This window comes from Paenibacillus sp. 2003, from assembly GCF_031455635.1.
Lineage (GTDB): Bacteria > Bacillota > Bacilli > Paenibacillales > Paenibacillaceae > Paenibacillus > Paenibacillus amylolyticus_B.
The window spans coordinates 68,260-88,500 of the sequence record NZ_JAVDTB010000011.1 but is presented as its reverse complement, the minus strand read 5'-3'; the positions used below and the strand labels follow the sequence as shown (position 1 = coordinate 88,500).

Genomic DNA, 20,241 nt, shown 5'->3' with positions numbered 1-20,241 from the left:
CGGGAGGTGTGGGTCAATCCTGTTTTCTTTGTGTCCTAACCATAATTCGTTTACAATAGAAGAGGAATTTCGGTTCCTTTTGATATACAAGGTTCACTACATAAGGGACTAGCAATCCCTCACATACATTAATGGAGGAATGACCATGCTGTTTGTAGACAACCAGGGCATTACAGATCCTTCTGTAAACCTTGCCATTGAGGAGTACATTCTGAAGCATCTGCCGATGGAGGATGACAGCTATCTGCTGTTCTACATCAACCGTCCGTCGATCATCATCGGAAAACATCAAAATACGATTGAAGAAATTAATATCGAGTACGTTCAGGATAACGGTGTGCAGGTGGTTCGTCGTCTTTCGGGAGGCGGAGCGGTATATCACGATCTGGGCAACCTGAATTTCAGTTTTATTACAGCGGATGACGGTCAATCCTTCCACAATTTCCGCAAGTTCACCCAGCCTGTGGTTGAAGCTTTGCACGAGCTTGGTGTAAATGCCGAGTTGACCGGGCGTAATGATCTGCAAGTCGGCGAAAAGAAAATTTCGGGCAACGCCCAGTTTTCCACACGTGGGCGCATGTTCAGTCATGGCACATTGATGTTTGATCTGAATCTGGAGCATGTTCAGGCTTCCCTGAACGTCAATCCCGAGAAGTTCAAATCCAAGAGCACCAAGTCCGTGCGCAGCCGGGTCGCCAACATACGGGATCTGATTGACACCAACCTGACGATTGAGCAGTTCCGCGACGAGCTGTTACGTCACATTTTCCGGATGGAGCCGAAGGACGTTCCACAGTACACGCTCACTGACAAGGACTGGGACAAAATCAAGGAAATCTCTGCTGAGCGTTATAACAACTGGGACTGGAACTATGGCTTGTCTCCGGAAAGCAATGTGAAGCACACTCGCAAATTCCCTGTCGGTATCATCGATCTGCGCATGAACATTAAGGATGGACGCATCGAAGATATCAAAATCTTTGGTGACTTCTTCGGTGTAGGCGATGTGGCGGATATCGAAAATATGCTGCGCGGCAAGCGTTATGAGGAATCCGATGTGCGTACTGCACTTGAGGGCCTGGATGTAAAACATTACTTCGGCAACCTTGAGCTGGAAGACTTTATTGGCCTTGTTTTCCTGGAAGAGTAGGTATATAAGTTCAACCCAAGGATGTTTACACCTGCCACTCCGATGACAGAATAACCTTCCGATCGCTGTTATCCCCAGATTTTTTTGATTCCCTTATTCGAAAGGGAAAATCCGGTGATAAAGGCGAACGCTCTGCTTCTTCAGGTTTTTTCTGTCCTCTCCGTTCTCGTGTAAAACGTTCATATTGAACTGATATAAATAAAGTCGGGTATAGATACAGATAAAAAAGGAGAGAAACACAGATGACCTACAAATTGATTGCAATCGACATTGATGACACCCTGATCAACGACAACAAGGAAGTTACCCCTGCTACACAGACAGCACTGGAACAAGCGGTTGCCCATGGTGTAACTGTGACACTCGCGACTGGACGTGCTTATGCTTCCGCACAAGCGCTTGCTCGTCAAACCGGACTTAACGTGCCGATCATTACGTATCAAGGCGCATTGGTGAAAAACCTGCTGGACGAAAAAGTCCTCTATGAGCGTTACGTTCCACAGGAAGCTTCCCGCAAATTGTATGATTACTGCCTGGAGAACAATCTCCACCTTCAAACATACATTGACGACAAGCTGTATGCCCGTGAGGAAAACGACAAGCTACGTGATTATGCCAAATTAAACGGCACCCAATATTACATCGAATCTGATTTCATCAAAGTCATCGAACAAAAAACACCAAAGCTGCTTATTATTGATGAGCCAGACTACTTGGATAAGGTTGCCGTTGACCTGCGTGAATTGCTCGGACCTCAAGTGCATATCACAAAGTCCAAACCTTACTTCCTGGAGATCATGCACAATGAAGGAACGAAAGGCCACGCCCTGACCTTCCTGGCCGACCATTTTGGTCACCAGCTCAGCGAGTGTATTGCCATCGGCGACTCATGGAACGACCATGAGATGCTCGAAGTTGCTGGTCTTGGTGTAGCGATGGGAAATGCCATCCCTGCGCTGAAAGAACTGGCGGACTACATTACGGCAAGTAATAACGAAGACGGTGTAAAAGAGGTTATTGAGAAGTTTGTGCTGAACGCAGAGTAAATAAGATCAACGAACAGCCCAGTCCGGCGAATTTCGCCGTGCAGGGCTGTTTTTTTGATTTTAAAAATATGTTCATTATCCTATTAAAACGATTATATTTCTCTGTTATTTTTTATGTTTTGAGAGCAACAATGCGCTGACTTTCACGCACCACGATTCATTGTCTCTTACTTGCTCATGGCATGCTGGAAAGACTCCAGCAGTTTCTTGATTTGCCCATCAAATTCCAGTTGAAATGACGGAATGATCTCATCTATTCTTTGCTGGAATAGCTCCGGATCTTGGACACCAAGCTCCGCTCTTAACTCCATTTCTTCTTCGGAACCATTGTCGTTCAGGATCATGTTCAGGATTTCACCTTTAAAGTATTCACTTGGAGGAAGGATTAGAGCATTCATCAGGAACTGGGTAAAAAAGAGTTGTTTATTATTTTCCTGACTCGCCTTTTTCATCGCCTGCTTAGTAAACAAGTTTATATACTTCTGAGCAAAAGCAACCCCTTTCATTCGGGAAGGCCCAACATGTTCGACCCCTTTCCAACGCAGATCAGCCACCGAACTAAGCCACCAGGCCGGTTCAATAGCCTGCTGCATACGAAGCAACACTTCGCGCTCAAACTGCGGCTCAGGATGCATTCGCTGCTCATCCAAACATTTCCCTATGGTCTCGACTTCAATTGCAGCAACCGTCATGCCTTGGCCATGGATCGGATCGAAGCTGCAAAATGCATCGCCAAGGACGAGTAATCCGGAGGGCCAATTCTCCATCAGTTCAAAATGTTGACGGACAGACTCGGAAATACGGTATCCACGCGGCCCTTGAAAAGGCTCCAGCTGTTCTGCCAACGCTACGATTTCATCCGAAGCAAACAGAAGTTTGATTTGCTCTTGAAACTGATCCGGATGGGTTGGAGGATATTCATCTCCTCCTGCGTTGAACAGTAACAGTCCAGCGATATCATTCTCAATGCGCCACAACATGCCTGCACGAGTTCCTTGCACAGGATCGGACTCTGTTATCACCGTTCCCCAGTCATTTTGAATAGAGGATGGTATCTTATAATAGCGGGTGCTGTAACCAAGAGACACCTTCAGCACTTCCGGCTCAGGCACGGACAACCCTATCTGTTCAAGCCATCTTATCAATTTGGAAGAACGCCCCGCGGCATCAATAACCATATCTGCTGCAAGCATTTCTTCCCGATTATCCCGGCCTCTTTCTTTGGTATACACGCCTGTAATCAAACGCTGATCTTCTGATGCCATTAACCCGGTAACTTCCGTACTCGTTAAGAAGCTTATATGATCTATGCTCTGGACTCGCTGACGCAATACCCATTCCAGCAGGGCTCTGCTGCTCGATGCAATTTTGAATGAGGAAGCAGCATTCGCTTTATTGACTAAAGTACCGTAGCGATTGGCAATCACAATTTTCTCTTCATGTGAAGGAATGGCACCAAGCGCAACCAATTCATCATTGTATCCGGGAAAGTAATGTTCCAGAATGAGTCCGCCGCGCGGTAATACACGATGTGGATGAAAGGATTGAGGCACACCCTGCCGATTCGCCGGCTCAGAAGGCAATTCATCTCGCTCAATGATACATACCTCATCATAATAATCAGATAACATCCTTGCAGTGATTAACCCTGCAATACCTGCCCCGATCACCACAGCTTTTTTCATGTCGGACATCGCCACATCATCCTCTCTAATCCATCATATTTTATCTACACTTGTAGCCCTATCAAAAAATTACTTATAATACCAATATACACTCGGAATCTCGTATCATGTAAGAATCATTGTGTTGATAATATATAGCTAAACTACAATAAGGAAATGATGTAGATGAAAATGATTGATAAAAAGGTGGATTTGAGAGTTACCCGAACTCATAAATTGTTAAAGATGGCGCTACTCGATCTGTTATGTGAGAAAGGCCAGCTATTCAGCAACATCACAATTAATGAGATATGTGACAAAGCTATGGTTCACCGAACAACGTTTTACAAACATTTCAAAGATAAATTTGCTTTACTGTCCTCCACCCTAACATGGGTCCTTCGGGATTATTTACACATGAATGTAGAAGATCGATTACAGCAGCCTTTGCAAAGCGTATCTAAAATTTTGTTTGGAAATGTACTGGAGACCATCGTGCAGAACCAACAGAAGGATGAGGGGTTTAACAACTTTTTCATACATTATATCGGAGAGATATTCAGACGAGATTTTCTGGAATTGAAGAGAAGAGGTAAACAATTTTCACTTCCCATAGAACTTGTAGCGGATTTTCACTCGGGGGTGATTCGTTTACTTGTGATGTGGTGGATACAACATTTCGAAGAAAAAGTTACGGCAGAACAGATGGATGAATATTACTACCTACTGGTTAACGAGAACATCATGTTGGAATAACAAACAGCTCAACCTAGAATCAATGGCTGATTTTGAGATTGAGCTGCATACTTTCAAACTTCACCTATTTTAAAACAGATTCGGAAGCCTGCACTGTCATCCTCGCACGACTTCTTTTCTTCAACCAGCCGCTCACCTTCTCATTCATCGCCAGCAGACCTGAAACGACCAGCACCACACCGATCCACGTAACCCAGCTGAAATGCTCACCATAGACAACAGCGCCAAGCCCCACGGCAATGGGTGGTGAAATGTATAACCAGGTTGCCGGGAATAACGGATTAGTGCGCGACATAATCCAATAGAACAGACTATGCCCCACCATGGAGCCAATGACAGTCAAATAGATCACCGACGAGACGGCAGGCACCCAGTCCAGAGCAGACATATTCCACGATTCCGTTCCGGCCGAGAGCAGGGATAACAGCAGTCCCCCATACATCATCTGCACCGCATTGATTGCTACAGGACTAGCCTCCTTGAACTGATGAATGACCTTTTTGGAGTACAATGCACCTGCCGAATAACAGACTTCCCCCACCAATACCGCAATACAGCCCCATATGAACAGGGAACCTGCACCAAGCGATACACCTGGCAGTACAACCAGAACCACACCGGTGAACCCGATTAGGCAGCCTACCATCATACGGGCAGATGTTTTTTGCCGTAACAGTGCCGTCTGCATCAACATAATCATCAGCGGCCCTGTCGCTGACAAAATGGCACCCACACCCGAGCTCACATGCTGTTCAGCCCAATATAATGTGGCAAAGGTGCCGAAGGTCAGACCCGCTCCCGTCAGCAGCATCTCCTTGCGGAACAGCAGGGACCAGCTCACTTTGCCCTTCATCCACATCCATGCAAACATCAGCGCTCCCGCGATTACAAAACGCAGTCCGGCTGACAGAAAAGGCGGCATGCCTGCCTCTACTCCAATTTTAATAGCCAGAAATGTTGTACCGAAAATAAGACACATAACCGTAAATGCAATCCCCACCATGATAACCACTCCTTTGTCTGTTCTCCATCATATCTCATGGTCTACAGAACAGAATGAACAAAACAGAACAGTTTTCTCCCATTAGCTGTTACAATAGAGTTCAAAAGGAGTGTGAGCCGGGTGGGCAAAACCTTGATGATGACAGATAACAGCCTGAAATTATATGAGCAAGTCATCCATTATCTCGTTGTGCGTATAGAAGCGGGAGAGTGGGCCGAACATGAAAAACTGCCATCTGTACGAAGCCTGTCCGAGCTACTCGGCGTCCATCGTCTGACCGTTTTCAAAGCCTATCAGGAGTTAAAAGAACGTGGGAATGTTTATGTGAAGGATAAGTCTGGCTATTATGTCAGCCCAGCGACTCCATTCTCAGTAACGGATCAGGCGGATGATCCCGCCGTGTCTGCCTGGCTGCATTGGGATTCACTTGCACGGGTACAGTCTCTTGAAGCAGAATACCAATTTTCCAAATCGTTAATCGATCCCTCTTTGCTGCCCAACCGGTATTGGGGTGAACTAATGCGTGATCTGCTAGATCAATATCCCCGTTTGCTCGGAACGTATTCCACAATTCAGGGTGATCTGGAATTGCGAAGTGCGCTGGCAAGCCATCTGACGAAAAAAGAACGTTTCTATCTCTCTGCAGACGAAGTGCTCATTACTTCGGGGGCCCAGCAAGCGATTGACGTCATCTCGCGGACGCTGGTCAAACCCGGGGATCGGGTGTTGATGGAACGGCCTACGTATGGACCAGCAATGGAGATTTTCCGTAAACAAGGTGCTCGTCTGATCTTTACGGATATTCACTCGGACGGGTATGATCTGGAGCAGATCGAACATCTGATGAAGAGTGAGAAGCCGCGCCTCTTTTATATGACACCGACCTTTCAGAATCCAACCGGCATGAATGTTCCAGTAGAACAGCGCAAGCAGTTACCCGAACTTGCAGAACAGTATGGTTGTTTTCTGCTCGAAGACGACAGCACCTATGATATCTATTTTAAGGATAAACCTCCTGCACCGATTTTCACCTATGACACCACCGGACACACGCTGTACATTCGCAGTTACAGCAAGTATGTTGCACCCGGGCTACGGATTGCAGCCATCATATGCCGTCAGCGTTTCATGCCAGGACTACAGGCTGTAAAATCACTGACAGATAACGGAACTCCCCTTCTGAACCAGAAGCTTTTTCTCCGTTATTTTCAGTCAGAACGTATGCATCAGCATCTGTCCAAGCTGCGGACCGCCATCCAGCTACGGATGGAAGTGATGGAACAATCTCTGCTGGAAACGGACTGGACGTGGACCCGGCCGGAGGGCGGACTCAACTTTTGGGTAGAGCTTCCTGAGGGTGTGGATACAGGGAGACTGCTTCACCGATGCATGGAACAATCCGTTGCCTTTGTACCCGGAACCGTATTTGATTCTTCGGATCGTTCAGCCAGTCGCAAGCTGCGCCTGTCCTTCTCTTATGCACATGAGCAGCAGATTCGGGTAGGCTTGAGCAGGCTTATTACGCTTGCAAAAGAAATGTAAGGTTTGGTTATAAATCGAAAAAAGCCACTCCGATAATTTTCAAATGCTATTGCCCTCTCACTCTGCTACATCAAAAAAAGTCGCCTTGTGGCGACTTTACTTTTGGTGTTCTATATTCTCTACCTGCACCCGCTTTGTGCTTAAAGGTCTTTTCTTGCAAACAGGCGGATCGTAATAAGATAAGATACTACAAACAAACCTATAATGCCTACAGAAACCAATGCCATTGTCGTTGTGGTAATCATACCGTTCTCGTTGGCCATACTCATGAGGTACGCAACGGGTTGCGCCAGTATAATCATGCAGACCATGAATATCGCATTGATGATGCCAGCACCTTTTTTGCTAAGTCCGTAGAAAAGAGGCATGTATATGGAAACTAATACAAGCACCATGCCTACGGCAATGACAATATCCCTAAGTGAATAATTCGGCTTGTTCAGTTCAGGATAATTCAGGTTCACAAGCTGGTGAATTCCAAACGACGCGAGTACCCCGAATAACGTATAGATTATGGCAGAAAGGTACTTGGCTTTTACAATCTGTTTGCGGCTAACGGGGAGCGTGACCAGAAAATTATGATTATGGTTCTTGATATCAATCATGGTTGCCAGCATGACCGAACCAAAGGCTGTGTAGATGCCTACAAAATACATTGACATTTCACTCTGGGGTATAAAGGCGAGACTAAAAACCACCAGGTATAACCCAATCGTCCACAGTGAACTTTTCAGTACAATGAAATCTTTACGAAGCAAGTTAAGCATATTTGCGTCCTCCCTTCGCCGTAAAATAAATGAGGTCTTCCAACGTAGGTCTTTGTAAAAGAGCAAGCCTGCCAAATAACTGTTCGGCCTCTGCCTTATGATCCGACAATGCTTCAAAACCAACGGCTGTCTCGCGTATTCCGATGAAATGTTTCCGAATGTCGGAATCAAGCAGATCCATATCCCCTTTTACAATCGTATACCTTTCCAGCACATCATCTTTGGCTTCATTGAACACCAGTTTTCCTTGATGAATAAACGTAATGTAGTCTGCAATACGTTCCAGATCGGTCGTAATATGCGTCGAGAAAATAATGGACCTTGTTTCGTCCTGTATCATATCTGCAAGCAGATCGAGCAGTTCCCGCCTAAATACAGGATCAAGCCCGGATGTTGGTTCATCCATAATCAGCAAATCTGCTTCATGCGACAAAGCTACGGCGAGAGAATACTTGATCTTCATGCCTTTGGACAGATCCTGAATTTTCTTTTTGGGAGACAGTTCGAACTGATCCAAGTAGTCATTGAACGCTTTATTATCCCATTTGGTGTAAAAAGGAGCGATCATTTGTGTCATTTCCCGGATCGTTAGATGCTCATAGTAAAAACATTCATCGGACACAATGCCAAGGCGCTGCTTGATGTCAACTTCCTGATTGGGCATTTCACTGCCCAATGTCTTGAGGCTCCCCTTATCGGGATGAATCAGACCCGTGATCATTTTGATCAAAGTACTCTTTCCCGCCCCATTCGGACCAATAAGTCCCGTGATATATCCTTTTTTCACATCAAGAGATACATTATCTACTTTAAATAAGGGATACGTTTTGGTTACATTACGTAATTCGATAGCGTTCATTATGCTTATTCCTCCTCAACCAACAATGTAAGATGATGGATTACATCCTGTGAACTCATGCCCAGTTCTCTGCTCTCACGAATCACTTCGAGCATCTTCTCTTCCAATTGTTTCATCCGCCGCTCTCGAATAAAGTCCTGATTGGCTCCAGATACAAAGCTCCCTTTGCCTACAACTGAATCGATCAGTTTCTCCTTCTCCAGCTCTTCATAGACACGTTTAGTTGTAATAACACTGACTTGCAGATCCTTGGCAAGCTGCCGAATGGAGGGGAGACTATCTCCAGCAACCAATTCTCCGCTCAAGATGCTCTGTCTGATCTGAGTTAAAATCTGCATATAGATCGGATCACTCGATGCGTTCGATATTAAAATGTTAATCTTTCCTCACCTCATTGATGTTAAATAGTTTTCGGTAGGCATAGTGTATATACATAATATATACACTATGCCTACCGATGGTCAATCTTTATTTCAGATTGTTCTCATTCTCATTGTTCTTATTCTGATCCAATCCATAGACACGGACTGGCTAATCTGGACGACAAAAAGAGGACGTCAGTTTCCTGTTCGTCCTCTTGATTAATCAAGCCCGAAAGGTCACATGACCTTCCGGGCTACTGTTATGAACTGGATATGACCTTATCCACCAATCCATATTCGACTGCTTCAGCAGCGGTCAGGAAATAATCTCGATCTGAGTCCTTCTCAATCCGCTCAATCGACTGTCCTGTATGATCGGCTAACAGCTTGTTAAGGCGCTGACGATGCTGAATGATGCGGTTAGCATGAATCAGCATATCCGACGCCTGCCCTCGCGTACCGCCATGTGGCTGATGGATCATGATCTCACTGTTTGGCAATGCCATACGTTTGCCTTTTGTTCCACCTACCAGCAATATTGTGCCAAAACTTGCCGCCATCCCTGTACAGATCGTGGAGATATCCGGCTTCACGAATTGCATCGTGTCATAGATCGAAAATCCTGCGGTCACCGACCCACCAGGGCTGTTGATGTACATCTGGATGTCCTTTTCCGGGTCCTCTGCAGTCAAAAACAACAACTGAGCCACGATGGCATTTGCCAACTGATCCTCAATCTCTCCGGACACCATAATGATCCTGTCTTTGAGCAAACGGGAATAAATATCATAACTCCGCTCTCCGCGAGCAGTTTGTTCCACTACATAGGGCACTACATTCATATGTGTCGCCTCCTCGATTTAGGCAACCATGTTGATCGTGTACCCGCCTCCATATGACATCGAGTCCATGCCAGAAGTAGAGTACCCGTACATCATTGGCTGCATGGATGGAGACGGCAAAGTCTGCTGCAAAATCGTCCCCGCCACAGCCATCGGATCATCGGTCCGATTCAGGCACAGATCAATGATTCGGGCTGTATCCCCATTACGAAATGCCAGCAGATAGCTGCGCAGTTCCTCCCGATTGTCCTCCACTGCGCCCTCCTCATACTGCAATTCTGTGTCCGATTGTTCCAACCTGTGCCTCACTTCTGCTATAGCAGAGCGGGCTCGACTTAAGGCTGCTTTCACAGCACCTTCTGTCGTATCCAGCATTTCCGCAGTCTCTGCCGCCTTATAACCCATTAATTCACGTAATACATATATCACTCGCTGCCACGGTGGTAGCGTATTTACAAGAAGTTGTACGGCAGACTCCATCTCCTCGAATCGCCTTTCCTCCTCCATCTCGTGCAAGAGCGGCTTCAAGCTATCCAGTTTATATGCCAATCTCTCCCGCTGACGTAAGATATCAATCCAGCTGTTGCGTGCAATACGAATCAGATAAGCTTCCCAGTTTATATCTTTATTCATCCCGGAAGTTCCAACCACTCTCGACGACAATACTTTGAGACAGGTCTCCTGTACCAGATCCTCCGTCTCTGGAACTGATTTCGTCAGCGATAAACAATACGCATACAACGAACCCATCAGATCGGGTAATCGCGCATGAATGCTTTGGTTCAATTGGTTTGTTCCAGCGTTACCACTGGATTCAATATCGGATTTATCTGGTTTACCATCATCATGTGGTCTGTTGATTCTGCAATCCACGGACTTCACAAAGGCCATCTTGGGGGCCCCCCTTTGCTGGTTCCTGATTGATTTTGACTTACACTATGTAAACGAAGAACCCCTTGTAAAGGATACGCTCTTCTGAATTTATTTTTATTACGCTAGTTAAATTGGGTTACGCATTCGTTTCCAGCTTTAATGTTCCAAGCTGCACCTTCATCCCGGTAAGGGCAATCGTAATACCTTGATCCAGATTATAATTCTGCCGTACATCGACGTCATGAGACATATGTGTAAAATAAGTATGACCCGGTTTCAGTTCCCACAGCAGCTCCTGCGCCTCACGCATATCGTACACGGAACGTGTTGAGAATTCAGCAAGTTCATGCACAAAGCTCGTTCCAAGCACCAGCAGATCCAGTCCGTGCAACGGCTCTTTTTCGGATGGCTTCAGGTCAATAGCATCTGAACAGTACGCCCAGCTATACCCGTCTCGATCTAGCCGATATGCGTACGAATATCCGTTATGCCCATGGCACACTTTCCAGGAATGTACCTTCCATCCCCCGAGTTCAATATCATCATCCGTTTCCCGAAAGTCCATATGACGCCCCAACCAGGGAAACTGTCCCTGAATGGTCGCAATCACTTCACGTGGTGCATACAAACGTCCCTTTACACCCAGCCAGCGGCACGCATCCGCCCATTCCGGCAATCCTCCAATATGGTCAAAATGGGCATGAGTGATGAGCAGCGTATGCACCATACGTAATCCCTGATCCTCCATCTGTGATCTCCAGTCTGGTCCGCAGTCAATCATGAACTGTTCATTCGCACCATCCCCACCACCGTCAATCAGAACAGAAGAACGTTTCCGTTTATTCTCTCCCGTAAGCCTTGCCTCTGTACATATTTCGCAATCACAATACACACGTGGAACGCCCATCGCATCGCCAGTGCCCAGAAATGTTAGCTGATTCAATCCGCATTCCCCCTGAATTAATGATATGTAGATTGTAATCGTCCACCCCTGTTTTTGCAAAAAAAGACCATCCCGCTGCAGTTCTCCACTGCAATTCGGGACAGTCTGTGGTCTGACCGTTCACCGTCAGACTTTAATTCCATGCTTCGCTCCACTCGGGAGCGTACGCTTCGTCAGCATGTGGTGCAACCTTATAAGCGGGTCATCCGCATGAAGATCAGGCCTTACCTTTTAAACAGGCCACGACCGATTAATTCGAGTCACATCCACTTGCGCTGGAACTACACCAGTGCCCGCAGCTTCAACGTCAGTTCCTGACCCACAGGTACATCCTTCGAATCCGTAATCACCCAGTTCGACGCAAGCCGTTTCGCCAGTACCTCTGCCTGCTCCGGTTTCAACTGTAATCCGGTGACGATTCCTTCACCCACTGTGAAGTCTCTCTCTGGCTGTACCTTAAAGGCCTTTTCCAACCAGATTCCGAGTCCACCACGTGTGTTAAAGGTAATCCGGTAGCCGTCTTTCACTGCTGCCTCCAGATTTTCACCATGCTCATCCGCATACGAGAAAAATTCGTTATATCGGTATTCCTCTTCAGACACGGCGTCAAAAGCGGAAACGTCTTTGGCTTGAATGGCTTTTAATATTTCTTCCTCAGGCATCCCCTTACCGCGGGCCTGCTCCAGTCGAATTGCTGTACTTTGGGATAATTTGATCTCTGCACTCATCCAACTCACACCTTCCTGCTAGTACTATGTAACAATCATGATTCAGTATACCTCTATTATAGCCTTTTGGCAGTAAAAAACCTCCATCTCTACTTCCATTGAAATGAAGGTTTAGTTCCACATGCTCGGTTACCTATTCGATTACATCAGCAATACTCATATCATATTCCCGCGAGCACCTGATACCACACGCCGCGTTTGGAGTACAACGTACTGCGTACCTCGTCCCATCCACCCAGATAGTTAATATCAAATAGCCCTTCTGGCGTTGGGAATGTGGACTCCGTCTGTGCAAATACATCCGGATCTACTGAACGAAAGCCATGCTTCGCGAAAATCTGCTGGGCTTCTGGTGTACGCAAATATGCGACAAAAGCTTCAGCCAGTTCACGATTCCCATGTTTATCGGCATATTTATTCACCACAACTGCCGGATTCTCAATCAGGATCGTATTTTTCGGAATAACGATGTCATAATCCACACCTTTGGCGATCCGGGCTAGCAGTTCATTTTCATACGTGACGATTACATCACCCACACCATATTCAAATGCCGCCATCGAAGAACGCCCACTCTTGTCCAATGACTCAACGTTACGATGTACCTGTTCGAGAAAAGCCTTGGCTGCGGCAGGATCTTTCTTCCCCTCTTGCTCCTCCGACAGTTTCAATCCGGCTCCGTAGATGGCATTAATATCCCATTGTGCACCCCCGGATGTCTTTGGATTGGGGTACAATACCTTCACACCAGGCTTCGTTAAATCCTGAAAATCACGAATCCCCAGCGGGTTGCCTGCTCTTGTTCCCAGAACAACAATCGAACGAGTAATCATGCCTTCATTAGGGGTCTGTTTCCAATCGGAGCTAACCAGATCGGCTTTGACCAGCTTCTCGATATCACTCTCCATCGCGAGCAAGGCCACATCAGCCTCGAATCCACCAACGATGGCTCTTGCCTGTGTACCCGAAGCTTCGTAAGACTCCTGGAAGTTAATTGTCTTTCCGGTTTTTACCTTCCACTCCTCTTGGAACTTGGGTAGCAACTCGCCTACAGCGTCTTTCGCTACACTATAAGCACCAATCACCAGCGTATTGGATGAATCGTTACCAGAGGGCTCGTTCTGTTCGCTTGCCCCCTCCTGCTTGCTGCACCCAGCGGTCATGCAGACGAGCAGAAACATGAGGGCAACATTTAAGAGTATGGCTTTCTTCTTCCTCGTCTGCATGGGCAGCCCCTTTCTTCCACTTGATCTAAATCATCACCGGCATCGGATCTTCCTTCAGTCGGTTTTCAACCACCCAACTGTTGGAGTCATTGAACAGGTAGGCACGGTGTACAAGGACTCGAATTTGTTGACCGATCTCCAATGTCGTTTTCTCCAGGGAACGATATGTGATTAACTTATGACCCTGTACGTCCACCTCTACCATCCATTGACTGCCGCGGAAATGAAGATGTTTGACTGTACCTTTTTCCGTTGCAGACAACATGGTGAACTCGTTTTTCAAGCCGATCTCAATATACTCCGGTCGAATCAGCGCTTTGGTATGTTCATGTTCACCCTCGACGGCATGTTCGAATCCTTTCAACTGGGAGGCATCCTCCACAACCGTAGACTCCCCGATAAATGTAGCGACAAACGGTGTCTGCGGGTTTTTGTAGATATCCCAAGGTGTACCCTTCTGTTCCAGACGACCTTGGCTGATAATCATAATCTCGTCCGCCACTTCAATCGCTTCATCCTGGTCATGCGTTACAAAAATCGAAGTGATTCCTACCCGCTCGATTAGCTCCCGTAACCATGAACGCAGTTCCTGACGGATCTTGGCATCAATGGCCGCGAACGGTTCGTCCAGCAATAATAGCTGTGGCTCCGGGGCGAGTGCTCTGGCAAAAGCAACACGCTGACGCTGCCCACCAGACAACTGATGTGGATAGCGCTGTTCAAAACCTTTTAACCCGGTCAGTTCAACAAGTTCCATCACCCGATCACGGATCTGGGCTTTTGGTGTCTTCTTGACCTTGAGTCCAAAAGCAATATTCTCAAATACCGTCATATGTTTGAACAAGGCATAGTTCTGGAATACAAATCCGATGCCGCGCTCCTGTGGAGGCAGATGGTTCACGACTTTCCCATGAAAGCGAATCTCTCCGGAACCCGGATTCTCCAGACCCGCTAGCATCCGCAGAATGGACGTCTTCCCGCCTCCGCTGGGTCCAAGCAGACCGATCAGATGGCCTTTGGCAATATCGAATGAGACATCTTTTACCGCATGAAAATCACCGAAATGTTTGTTCAAATCACGGACTTCTACATGCATATCAATGCACTTCCTTTCGCTTCTTGGCCCATTCCATCATGAGCAGCAGCCCGACGGAGAAGGTAACCAGCACCAATGCCACACCATTTGCGGCAGCCACATTAAAATTCTCAACATCCTGATACACCAAGGTTGTTGCGGTCTGCGTTTTGTTCATAATATTCCCCGATACAACCAGCACTGCACCGAACTCCCCAAGCGAGCGCGCAACCGTCAAGACCAGACCATACACTACCGCCCAGCGGATGGAAGGCCAGGTCACACTCCAGAACGTCCTCCAGCTGTAGGCGCCAAGTGTAGATGCAGCCTCCTCTTGCTGAGAACCGAGTTCCTGGAGGACAGGCATAACCTCTCTGACCATCAGTGGAAAGGTAACAAATAACGTTGCGATCACCATACCTGGGAAGGCATAGACCACATTGAATCCAATCCCTTCAAAAAAAGCGCCCATAATGCTGTTAGGTCCCAACATCAACACAATCATCAAGCCGCCAATAACAGGAGATACGGCATAAGGCAGGTCTACAATGCTGTTTAGCAGCCCTTTTATCCGTTCACTCAGCCATCCGGCACGAACCAGATACAGAGCCATCATGATGCCAAACAATGTATTTAACAGGGTGACCACCAGAACCACCAGTCCGGTCATCATCAAGGCGTGTAACGCCTCAGGGCGCATCAGTCCTTTCAGGAATCCACCTGCCCCGTCTTCAAATGCGCCAATAAAAATGCGTCCAAGCGGGATGATCAGCAGTACAATAAATACCGCAAACGTCAGTCCAATTAAGAGTCGTCTCATCGTCTTCTCCCCCGCATCTGCACCAGATTGATCAGCCAGAGGATCAGGAAGGAGAGCGTCAGGAGCAACACCGATACCGCAGCGGCTCCCGTTGGATTATCACTTTCAATCTCCCCGTAGATAAATACGGAAGCGGTCAGTGTTCTGCCCGGAATGTTACCAGCCACCAGCACGACAGCTCCGAATTCAGCCAGTCCTCTGGAGAAAGCCAACATCCCCCCACTGATCATGCCAGGTGCCATGGACGGCAGAATAACCTGCATGAACGTGCGAGCCTTCGATGCTCCCATCGTGTACGAGGCTTCTTCCTCGGAAGAATCGATTTCTTCCAGCAAAGGCTGCACTGCACGAATAACAAACGGAAATGTGACAAAAGTCATCGCGATAACAATGGCGGGCTGGTGAAATACAATCTCAAATCCCATGGATTCTGCCAGTTTCCCGATGGCACTGACCGGACCCAAAAGCAGCATAATCATCAAACCGCCAACCGCTGTTGGCAGTGCAAACGGGAGATCAACCAGACTGTTAAGAAACGATCGGCCGACAAAGCGATACCTTGTCAACACCCAGGCGATCATCGTGCCCAGAACCACATTAATTAGCGTAGCAATCACGGCCAGCCGAATGGTCAGCAGTACGGCTTTCCACGCGATGGGGTCCATAATGCTCTGAACAAAGTTGCTCCATCCTTCAGAGAAGGAATTGACGTACACACCGATGATTGGAAGTACAATAAGTACGATAAAATATAACAATACGGTACTGCGGAATCCCCAAGTCCATCCCTTATGACGAAGAACGGTATTCATTGCTGCGTTCCCTCCCAGCCTCCGGCTTTAGCTCCGGTCGGCAGTCTTCCTGGCTTCAATACGACATTTTTCCTAAGTTGGATGATATTACTTTAATATTATTCCCATTAGTCTACTTGGTTTTGCTTTTCTGATACTTTACCAGTTTGCAGTGCTAATCGTCAATGCTTTTATTGAATATAATTGGGCCACATCTGAGATTAATTAATAAAATCACTTCAGGTTATTTCTGACCTCTACGTTATTGTGCGATTCAAATATCTGTCTTCATATGTGGTTTGTTTGGTATGTAGTGGTTAAGGTACAATCGAGGGTAAGTAAAGAAATATAAGGAGTGATCTAACATGTTATATACGAAGAATATATCCACTTCCACACGAGATGAAATCAAGGATATCACACGGGACGTGAAGCAGGTTGTCCAGAGTAGCGGGGTACAGAATGGGACGGTGCTCATCTACTGTCCACATACGACGGCAGGTATTGCCATCAACGAAAATGCAGACCCGGATGTGAAACATGATGTATTGTTACGTCTTGACGAAGTGTACCCTTGGGAGCATCCCGAGTATCGACATGCCGAAGGTAATACAGCCTCTCACCTCAAATCGATCACAACAGGGCCATCACAGACGGTGATTATTCACGAAGGCAGGCTGCTGCTTGGCCGCTGGCAAGGCATTTACTTTTGTGAATTCGATGGACCACGTGAGCGGGAGTATTTTCTCAAAATCATGGAAGGTTAGTTAGGCCCAATAGGTCTGCCACCTACTCGTTCATTTTTGCAAACACAAACAGGCGGTCCACCCTCATTCCGGGTCGGAGCCGCCTGACTTCGTCTGCTGCGCATACTAACTTTCGCGAGACAACGTTATAAAGAATTAAAGTTATGACAAATCACCGCCCTGAAGTGTAGGGGTGCAACAATAGCGCCATTATTGGACGCCAGGCTGCTGACCCAGATTGCGGCACAGCACTTTGACATGAGACAGCGCAGACGATTCAATCTCCACAAACGTTAAACGGTCCTGAATGTAATAAGAAATGAATCCGTGCATAGCCAAAAATAGCGTACGCGGTACATTTTGAGTATCCTCTTCCGTACAACCTTCTTCGTTCATGTACTGCCTAATAATTGAAGCAAACAACTCGAAGCAACGTCCCTGTTCGGTCCGACAATAAGACAATAGTTCCTCGTCCCGAATCATAAACATAATTTCATATTGATATGGATTCTCCAGACCAAAGCGAATAAACTCCATCATGATATGCTCTACCTTGCTCACACCATCACGAACCGGCCTGACCATGGCTTGCAGCAGCAAATGCCCCAAATGATTAAAATCTTCAACCACGATAGCATAGAACAACTCTGCTTTTTCCTTAAAGTGATAATACAGCGACCCATGACTATAGCCTAGATGCTGGCCGATGCTTCGCATCGAAATGGCGCGGTATCCTTTGGTAATAAAAAGGTGCCTCGCCGCCTCCAGTATCCGCTCCCTCGACAACTCCTGTTCGACTGCTCTTCTAGCCATATATTTTATTCCCCTTCAATAAAATAAAGCCGCTGTCCCTCCGTGATCCGGGATTGCCCTTGCGTCAAATCCGTGATCCAGGCTACAAAAGCCTCGGTTTCACTATCCGGCGGAAGACAAGTCAACGTAACCTTATCGGTGAATCCAGTTTCACCTGTACGGACTTCCCGGCTTCTTAACTCATTTTCCACTTTACCCAGCCACGTATAATCCAGTTCAACAAACACTTCACGATGCAGCACGTTGGTAATGGCTTCTCCGGCTTCAATGGCTGCTACAGCTCCATCCGTATAAGCACGAATTAACCCGCCAGCTCCAAGCATAATTCCCCCGAAGTATCGCGTAACCACAATTGCCACATTTTTTAATTTCTGATTTTTGATCACTTCAAGAATGGGTTTTCCTGCTGTTCCGCTGGGTTCCCCGTCATCGGATTGCTTCTGGATCTCGTCCCGCTCCCCAATCATGTATGCAGAGCAGTTATGAGTTGCATTCCAATGTTTTTTCTTGATCTCATCGATAAAGGCAACAGCCTCTTCCTCTGTCGTGACCGGCATAATATGACCGATAAATCGCGACTTCTTGATTACAATTTCCAGATTGCCCGGTCCTCGAACCGTGCGATAACGTTCAATCATCCTAAATCCAACTTTCTGATCTTTTCCTGAGTCCATTTTACAAGAAAGCAGTTCACCGCGCGAACGCGGACGAACTGCCCTGGTAATCTACATCCGGGAACCCTGCCTCTTACACGAACAGTGATCCCCGGTTAGATTTACTTTACCTTATTTAACTATATGAGCAGACCGATGAATTATTCGGAAAGTCTCGCTTCGAGCGCTGCTTTCTCTTCTTCAAAGCCTGGTTTGCCCAGCAATGCGAACATATTTTTCTTGTAAGCTTCCACGCCCGGTTGGTCAAATGGATTGACGCCCAGCAGGTAGCCACTGATACCGCATGCTTTTTCAAAGAAGTATACCAGATATCCGAAAGAATATGGAGTCATATCTGGAATGTTCACAATCAGGTTTGGTACTTGACCATCCGTATGTGCAAGCAGTGTTCCTTGGAACGCTTTTTTGTTAACAAAGTCCATGGTTTTGCCTTCAAGGAAGTTCAAACCATCCAGATCGTCCGGATCGGATTTGATTGAGATATGCTCAGCAACTTCAGTAACCTGGATAACAGTTTCGAAAATATTCCGGCTACCTTCCTGAATGAATTGACCCATGGAGTGCAGGTCTGTAGAGAAATCAACGGATGCAGGATAGATCCCTTTGTAGTCTTTACCTTCACTCTCTCCAAATAGTTGTTTCCACCACTCGGATACGAAGTGCAGGGATGGCTCATAGTTTACAAGAATCTCAGTTCCTTTGCCTTTACGATACAATGCGTTACGAACTGCAGCATATTGATATGCTTCATTCTCAGCTACGTTCGGGTTGCTGTATTCTTTGGATGCGTCAGCCGCACCTTGCATCATTTCTTCGATGCTGATACCAGCTGCTGCGATTGGCAGCAAACCTACAGCTGTCAGAACGGAGTAACGTCCACCTACATCATCAGGGATAATGAAAGATTCGTATCCTTCTGCATTTGCCAGTTCTTTCAGTGCACCGCGCGCTTTGTCTGTTGTAGCATAGATGCGTTTGCGTGCTTCTTCTTTACCATATTTCTCTTCCAGTGCTGCACGGAAGATACGGAAAGCAATTGCCGGCTCTGTTGTTGTACCGGATTTGGAGATAACGTTGACGGAGAAATCTTTGCCTTCAACCAGATCCAGCAAATGAGTTACATATGTGGAACTGATATTGTTTCCTGCAAAATAGATTTCAGGCGTTTTGCGTTTGTCTTTTGGCAGATTGTTATAGAACGAGTGAGTCAGCATTTCAATCGCTGCACGTGCACCCAGGTATGATCCACCGATACCGATAACAATCAGTACTTCGGAGTCGCTTTGGATTTTGGCAGCCGCTTTTTGAATGCGAGCGAACTCTTCTTTGTCATAAGCCGTTGGCAGGTCAATCCAGCCCAGATAATCGGAGCCTGTTCCTGTTCCGTTGTGAAGCTGCTCGTGAGCCAGACGAATCGGTTCTGCGAAATAATCTACTTCGTGCTGATTTACAAATTGCAATGCCGTGCTATAGTCAAATGTCACTTTTTTTGCCATGATCTCAAAAACCTCCTGATTTCGGTTATATTATTTCCGTATCCGTGTTCCATTCTAAACAACTT

At 46.7% G+C, this 20,241-nt stretch carries 21 protein-coding genes; 5 read left to right on the top strand and 16 right to left on the bottom strand.

Annotated elements, in window-relative coordinates:
- The first annotated feature begins 145 nt into the window (after window positions 1-145).
- Together lplA and J2X75_RS27520 are read left to right on the top strand one after the other, a co-directional pair.
- Complete coding sequence (gene lplA, locus J2X75_RS27525) at window positions 146-1,150, top strand: lipoate--protein ligase (RefSeq protein ID WP_310342334.1); 1,005 nt, start codon at window positions 146-148, stop codon at window positions 1,148-1,150.
- A gap of 242 nt (window positions 1,151-1,392) precedes the next feature.
- Window positions 1,393-2,196: a Cof-type HAD-IIB family hydrolase gene (locus tag J2X75_RS27520; RefSeq protein ID WP_062833159.1), complete on the top strand. Its 804-nt coding sequence runs from the start codon at window positions 1,393-1,395 to the stop codon at window positions 2,194-2,196.
- Between the two features lie 167 nt (window positions 2,197-2,363).
- Here the strand turns inward: J2X75_RS27520 and J2X75_RS27515 are convergent, their stop codons facing one another.
- Window positions 2,364-3,890: an NAD(P)/FAD-dependent oxidoreductase gene (locus tag J2X75_RS27515; protein WP_310342330.1), complete on the bottom strand. Its 1,527-nt coding sequence runs from the start codon at window positions 3,888-3,890 to the stop codon at window positions 2,364-2,366.
- 156 nt (window positions 3,891-4,046) lie between these two features.
- On the opposite strand from J2X75_RS27515, the gene J2X75_RS27510 reads away from it, so the two are divergent.
- Window positions 4,047-4,616, top strand: a complete 570-nt coding sequence (locus J2X75_RS27510; RefSeq protein ID WP_310342327.1) for a TetR/AcrR family transcriptional regulator — start codon at window positions 4,047-4,049, stop codon at window positions 4,614-4,616.
- 64 nt (window positions 4,617-4,680) lie between these two features.
- Here the strand turns inward: J2X75_RS27510 and J2X75_RS27505 are convergent, their stop codons facing one another.
- Complete coding sequence (locus J2X75_RS27505; RefSeq protein WP_310342322.1) at window positions 4,681-5,619, bottom strand: DMT family transporter; 939 nt, start codon at window positions 5,617-5,619, stop codon at window positions 4,681-4,683.
- A gap of 120 nt (window positions 5,620-5,739) precedes the next feature.
- Between J2X75_RS27505 and J2X75_RS27500 the strand changes: the two genes are divergently transcribed.
- Window positions 5,740-7,161 (top strand): aminotransferase-like domain-containing protein, encoded by a 1,422-nt coding sequence (locus tag J2X75_RS27500; RefSeq protein WP_310342320.1) that lies wholly within the window; start codon window positions 5,740-5,742, stop codon window positions 7,159-7,161.
- A gap of 140 nt (window positions 7,162-7,301) precedes the next feature.
- On the opposite strand, the gene J2X75_RS27495 is transcribed toward J2X75_RS27500, so the two are convergent.
- The 11 genes from J2X75_RS27495 to cysT all read right to left on the bottom strand — a co-directional run bounded on the left by J2X75_RS27495 (window position 7,302) and on the right by cysT (window position 16,468).
- Complete coding sequence (locus tag J2X75_RS27495; protein ID WP_310342317.1) at window positions 7,302-7,928, bottom strand: ABC-2 transporter permease; 627 nt, start codon at window positions 7,926-7,928, stop codon at window positions 7,302-7,304.
- Window positions 7,921-8,787 carry an ABC transporter ATP-binding protein gene (locus J2X75_RS27490; protein ID WP_150366464.1) on the bottom strand — a complete coding sequence of 289 codons (867 nt, stop codon included), beginning with the start codon at window positions 8,785-8,787 and terminating at the stop codon, window positions 7,921-7,923. Before J2X75_RS27490 ends, J2X75_RS27495 begins: the two co-directional genes overlap by 8 nt.
- A 5-nt stretch (window positions 8,788-8,792) precedes the next feature.
- Window positions 8,793-9,167 (bottom strand): GntR family transcriptional regulator, encoded by a 375-nt coding sequence (locus tag J2X75_RS27485; protein ID WP_036610760.1) that lies wholly within the window; start codon window positions 9,165-9,167, stop codon window positions 8,793-8,795.
- A 242-nt stretch (window positions 9,168-9,409) separates the two neighbouring features.
- Window positions 9,410-9,991, bottom strand: a complete 582-nt coding sequence (gene clpP, locus J2X75_RS27480; protein ID WP_310342314.1) for an ATP-dependent Clp endopeptidase proteolytic subunit ClpP — start codon at window positions 9,989-9,991, stop codon at window positions 9,410-9,412.
- A gap of 18 nt (window positions 9,992-10,009) precedes the next feature.
- Window positions 10,010-10,882 (bottom strand): RNA polymerase sigma factor, encoded by an 873-nt coding sequence (locus J2X75_RS27475; RefSeq protein ID WP_310342309.1) that lies wholly within the window; start codon window positions 10,880-10,882, stop codon window positions 10,010-10,012.
- A 118-nt stretch (window positions 10,883-11,000) separates the two neighbouring features.
- Entirely contained in the window at window positions 11,001-11,807 is an 807-nt protein-coding gene (locus J2X75_RS27470; protein ID WP_310342307.1) for an MBL fold metallo-hydrolase, read from the bottom strand.
- A 281-nt stretch (window positions 11,808-12,088) separates the two neighbouring features.
- Entirely contained in the window at window positions 12,089-12,535 is a 447-nt protein-coding gene (locus J2X75_RS27465; protein WP_310342305.1) for a hypothetical protein, read from the bottom strand.
- Window positions 12,536-12,696: 161 nt separating this feature from the next.
- The gene (locus tag J2X75_RS27460; RefSeq protein ID WP_310342303.1) at window positions 12,697-13,761 is read right to left on the bottom strand and encodes a sulfate ABC transporter substrate-binding protein; all 1,065 of its coding nucleotides are present in this window, start codon (window positions 13,759-13,761) and stop codon (window positions 12,697-12,699) included.
- Window positions 13,762-13,786: 25 nt separating this feature from the next.
- Window positions 13,787-14,857 (bottom strand): sulfate/molybdate ABC transporter ATP-binding protein, encoded by a 1,071-nt coding sequence (locus tag J2X75_RS27455; protein WP_310342300.1) that lies wholly within the window; start codon window positions 14,855-14,857, stop codon window positions 13,787-13,789.
- A 1-nt stretch (window position 14,858) separates the two neighbouring features.
- Complete coding sequence (locus J2X75_RS27450; RefSeq protein WP_310342297.1) at window positions 14,859-15,656, bottom strand: sulfate ABC transporter permease subunit; 798 nt, start codon at window positions 15,654-15,656, stop codon at window positions 14,859-14,861.
- Window positions 15,653-16,468: a sulfate ABC transporter permease subunit CysT gene (gene cysT, locus J2X75_RS27445; RefSeq protein WP_307538877.1), complete on the bottom strand. Its 816-nt coding sequence runs from the start codon at window positions 16,466-16,468 to the stop codon at window positions 15,653-15,655. Before cysT ends, J2X75_RS27450 begins: the two co-directional genes overlap by 4 nt.
- 344 nt (window positions 16,469-16,812) lie before the next feature.
- On the opposite strand from cysT, the gene J2X75_RS27440 reads away from it, so the two are divergent.
- The gene (locus J2X75_RS27440) at window positions 16,813-17,214 is read left to right on the top strand and encodes a secondary thiamine-phosphate synthase enzyme YjbQ (RefSeq protein WP_310342292.1); all 402 of its coding nucleotides are present in this window, start codon (window positions 16,813-16,815) and stop codon (window positions 17,212-17,214) included.
- 189 nt (window positions 17,215-17,403) lie between these two features.
- On the opposite strand, the gene J2X75_RS27435 is transcribed toward J2X75_RS27440, so the two are convergent.
- The 3 genes from J2X75_RS27435 to J2X75_RS27425 form a co-directional block, all read right to left on the bottom strand.
- Window positions 17,404-18,006, bottom strand: coding sequence for a TetR/AcrR family transcriptional regulator (locus J2X75_RS27435; protein WP_307538881.1), 603 nt, complete (start codon window positions 18,004-18,006; stop codon window positions 17,404-17,406).
- Between the two features lie 5 nt (window positions 18,007-18,011).
- Complete coding sequence (locus J2X75_RS27430; protein WP_036610785.1) at window positions 18,012-18,644, bottom strand: YigZ family protein; 633 nt, start codon at window positions 18,642-18,644, stop codon at window positions 18,012-18,014.
- A gap of 176 nt (window positions 18,645-18,820) precedes the next feature.
- Complete coding sequence (locus J2X75_RS27425) at window positions 18,821-20,176, bottom strand: glucose-6-phosphate isomerase (protein ID WP_017689982.1); 1,356 nt, start codon at window positions 20,174-20,176, stop codon at window positions 18,821-18,823.
- Window positions 20,177-20,241 lie beyond the last annotated feature (65 nt).

Bases quoted from the DNA above. Each gene is read 5' to 3' on its own strand.
- J2X75_RS27450 (WP_310342297.1), bottom strand. From the start codon at position 15,656: ATGAGACGACTCTTAATTGGACTGACGTTTGCGGTATTTATTGTACTG.
- J2X75_RS27495 (WP_310342317.1), bottom strand. From the start codon at position 7,928: ATGCTTAACTTGCTTCGTAAAGATTTCATTGTACTGAAAAGTTCACTG.
- J2X75_RS27455 (WP_310342300.1), bottom strand. From the start codon at position 14,857: ATGCATGTAGAAGTCCGTGATTTGAACAAACATTTCGGTGATTTTCAT.
- J2X75_RS27515 (WP_310342330.1), bottom strand. From the start codon at position 3,890: ATGTCCGACATGAAAAAAGCTGTGGTGATCGGGGCAGGTATTGCAGGG.
- J2X75_RS27435 (WP_307538881.1), bottom strand. From the start codon at position 18,006: ATGGCTAGAAGAGCAGTCGAACAGGAGTTGTCGAGGGAGCGGATACTG.
- J2X75_RS27510 (WP_310342327.1), top strand. From the start codon at position 4,047: ATGAAAATGATTGATAAAAAGGTGGATTTGAGAGTTACCCGAACTCAT.
- J2X75_RS27460 (WP_310342303.1), bottom strand. From the start codon at position 13,761: ATGCAGACGAGGAAGAAGAAAGCCATACTCTTAAATGTTGCCCTCATG.
- cysT (WP_307538877.1), bottom strand. From the start codon at position 16,468: ATGAATACCGTTCTTCGTCATAAGGGATGGACTTGGGGATTCCGCAGT.
- J2X75_RS27520 (WP_062833159.1), top strand. From the start codon at position 1,393: ATGACCTACAAATTGATTGCAATCGACATTGATGACACCCTGATCAAC.
- clpP (WP_310342314.1), bottom strand. From the start codon at position 9,991: ATGAATGTAGTGCCCTATGTAGTGGAACAAACTGCTCGCGGAGAGCGG.
- J2X75_RS27465 (WP_310342305.1), bottom strand. From the start codon at position 12,535: ATGAGTGCAGAGATCAAATTATCCCAAAGTACAGCAATTCGACTGGAG.
- J2X75_RS27475 (WP_310342309.1), bottom strand. From the start codon at position 10,882: ATGGCCTTTGTGAAGTCCGTGGATTGCAGAATCAACAGACCACATGAT.
- J2X75_RS27490 (WP_150366464.1), bottom strand. From the start codon at position 8,787: ATGAACGCTATCGAATTACGTAATGTAACCAAAACGTATCCCTTATTT.
- J2X75_RS27440 (WP_310342292.1), top strand. From the start codon at position 16,813: ATGTTATATACGAAGAATATATCCACTTCCACACGAGATGAAATCAAG.
- J2X75_RS27430 (WP_036610785.1), bottom strand. From the start codon at position 18,644: ATGATTGAACGTTATCGCACGGTTCGAGGACCGGGCAATCTGGAAATT.
- lplA (WP_310342334.1), top strand. From the start codon at position 146: ATGCTGTTTGTAGACAACCAGGGCATTACAGATCCTTCTGTAAACCTT.
- J2X75_RS27425 (WP_017689982.1), bottom strand. From the start codon at position 20,176: ATGGCAAAAAAAGTGACATTTGACTATAGCACGGCATTGCAATTTGTA.
- J2X75_RS27505 (WP_310342322.1), bottom strand. From the start codon at position 5,619: ATGGTGGGGATTGCATTTACGGTTATGTGTCTTATTTTCGGTACAACA.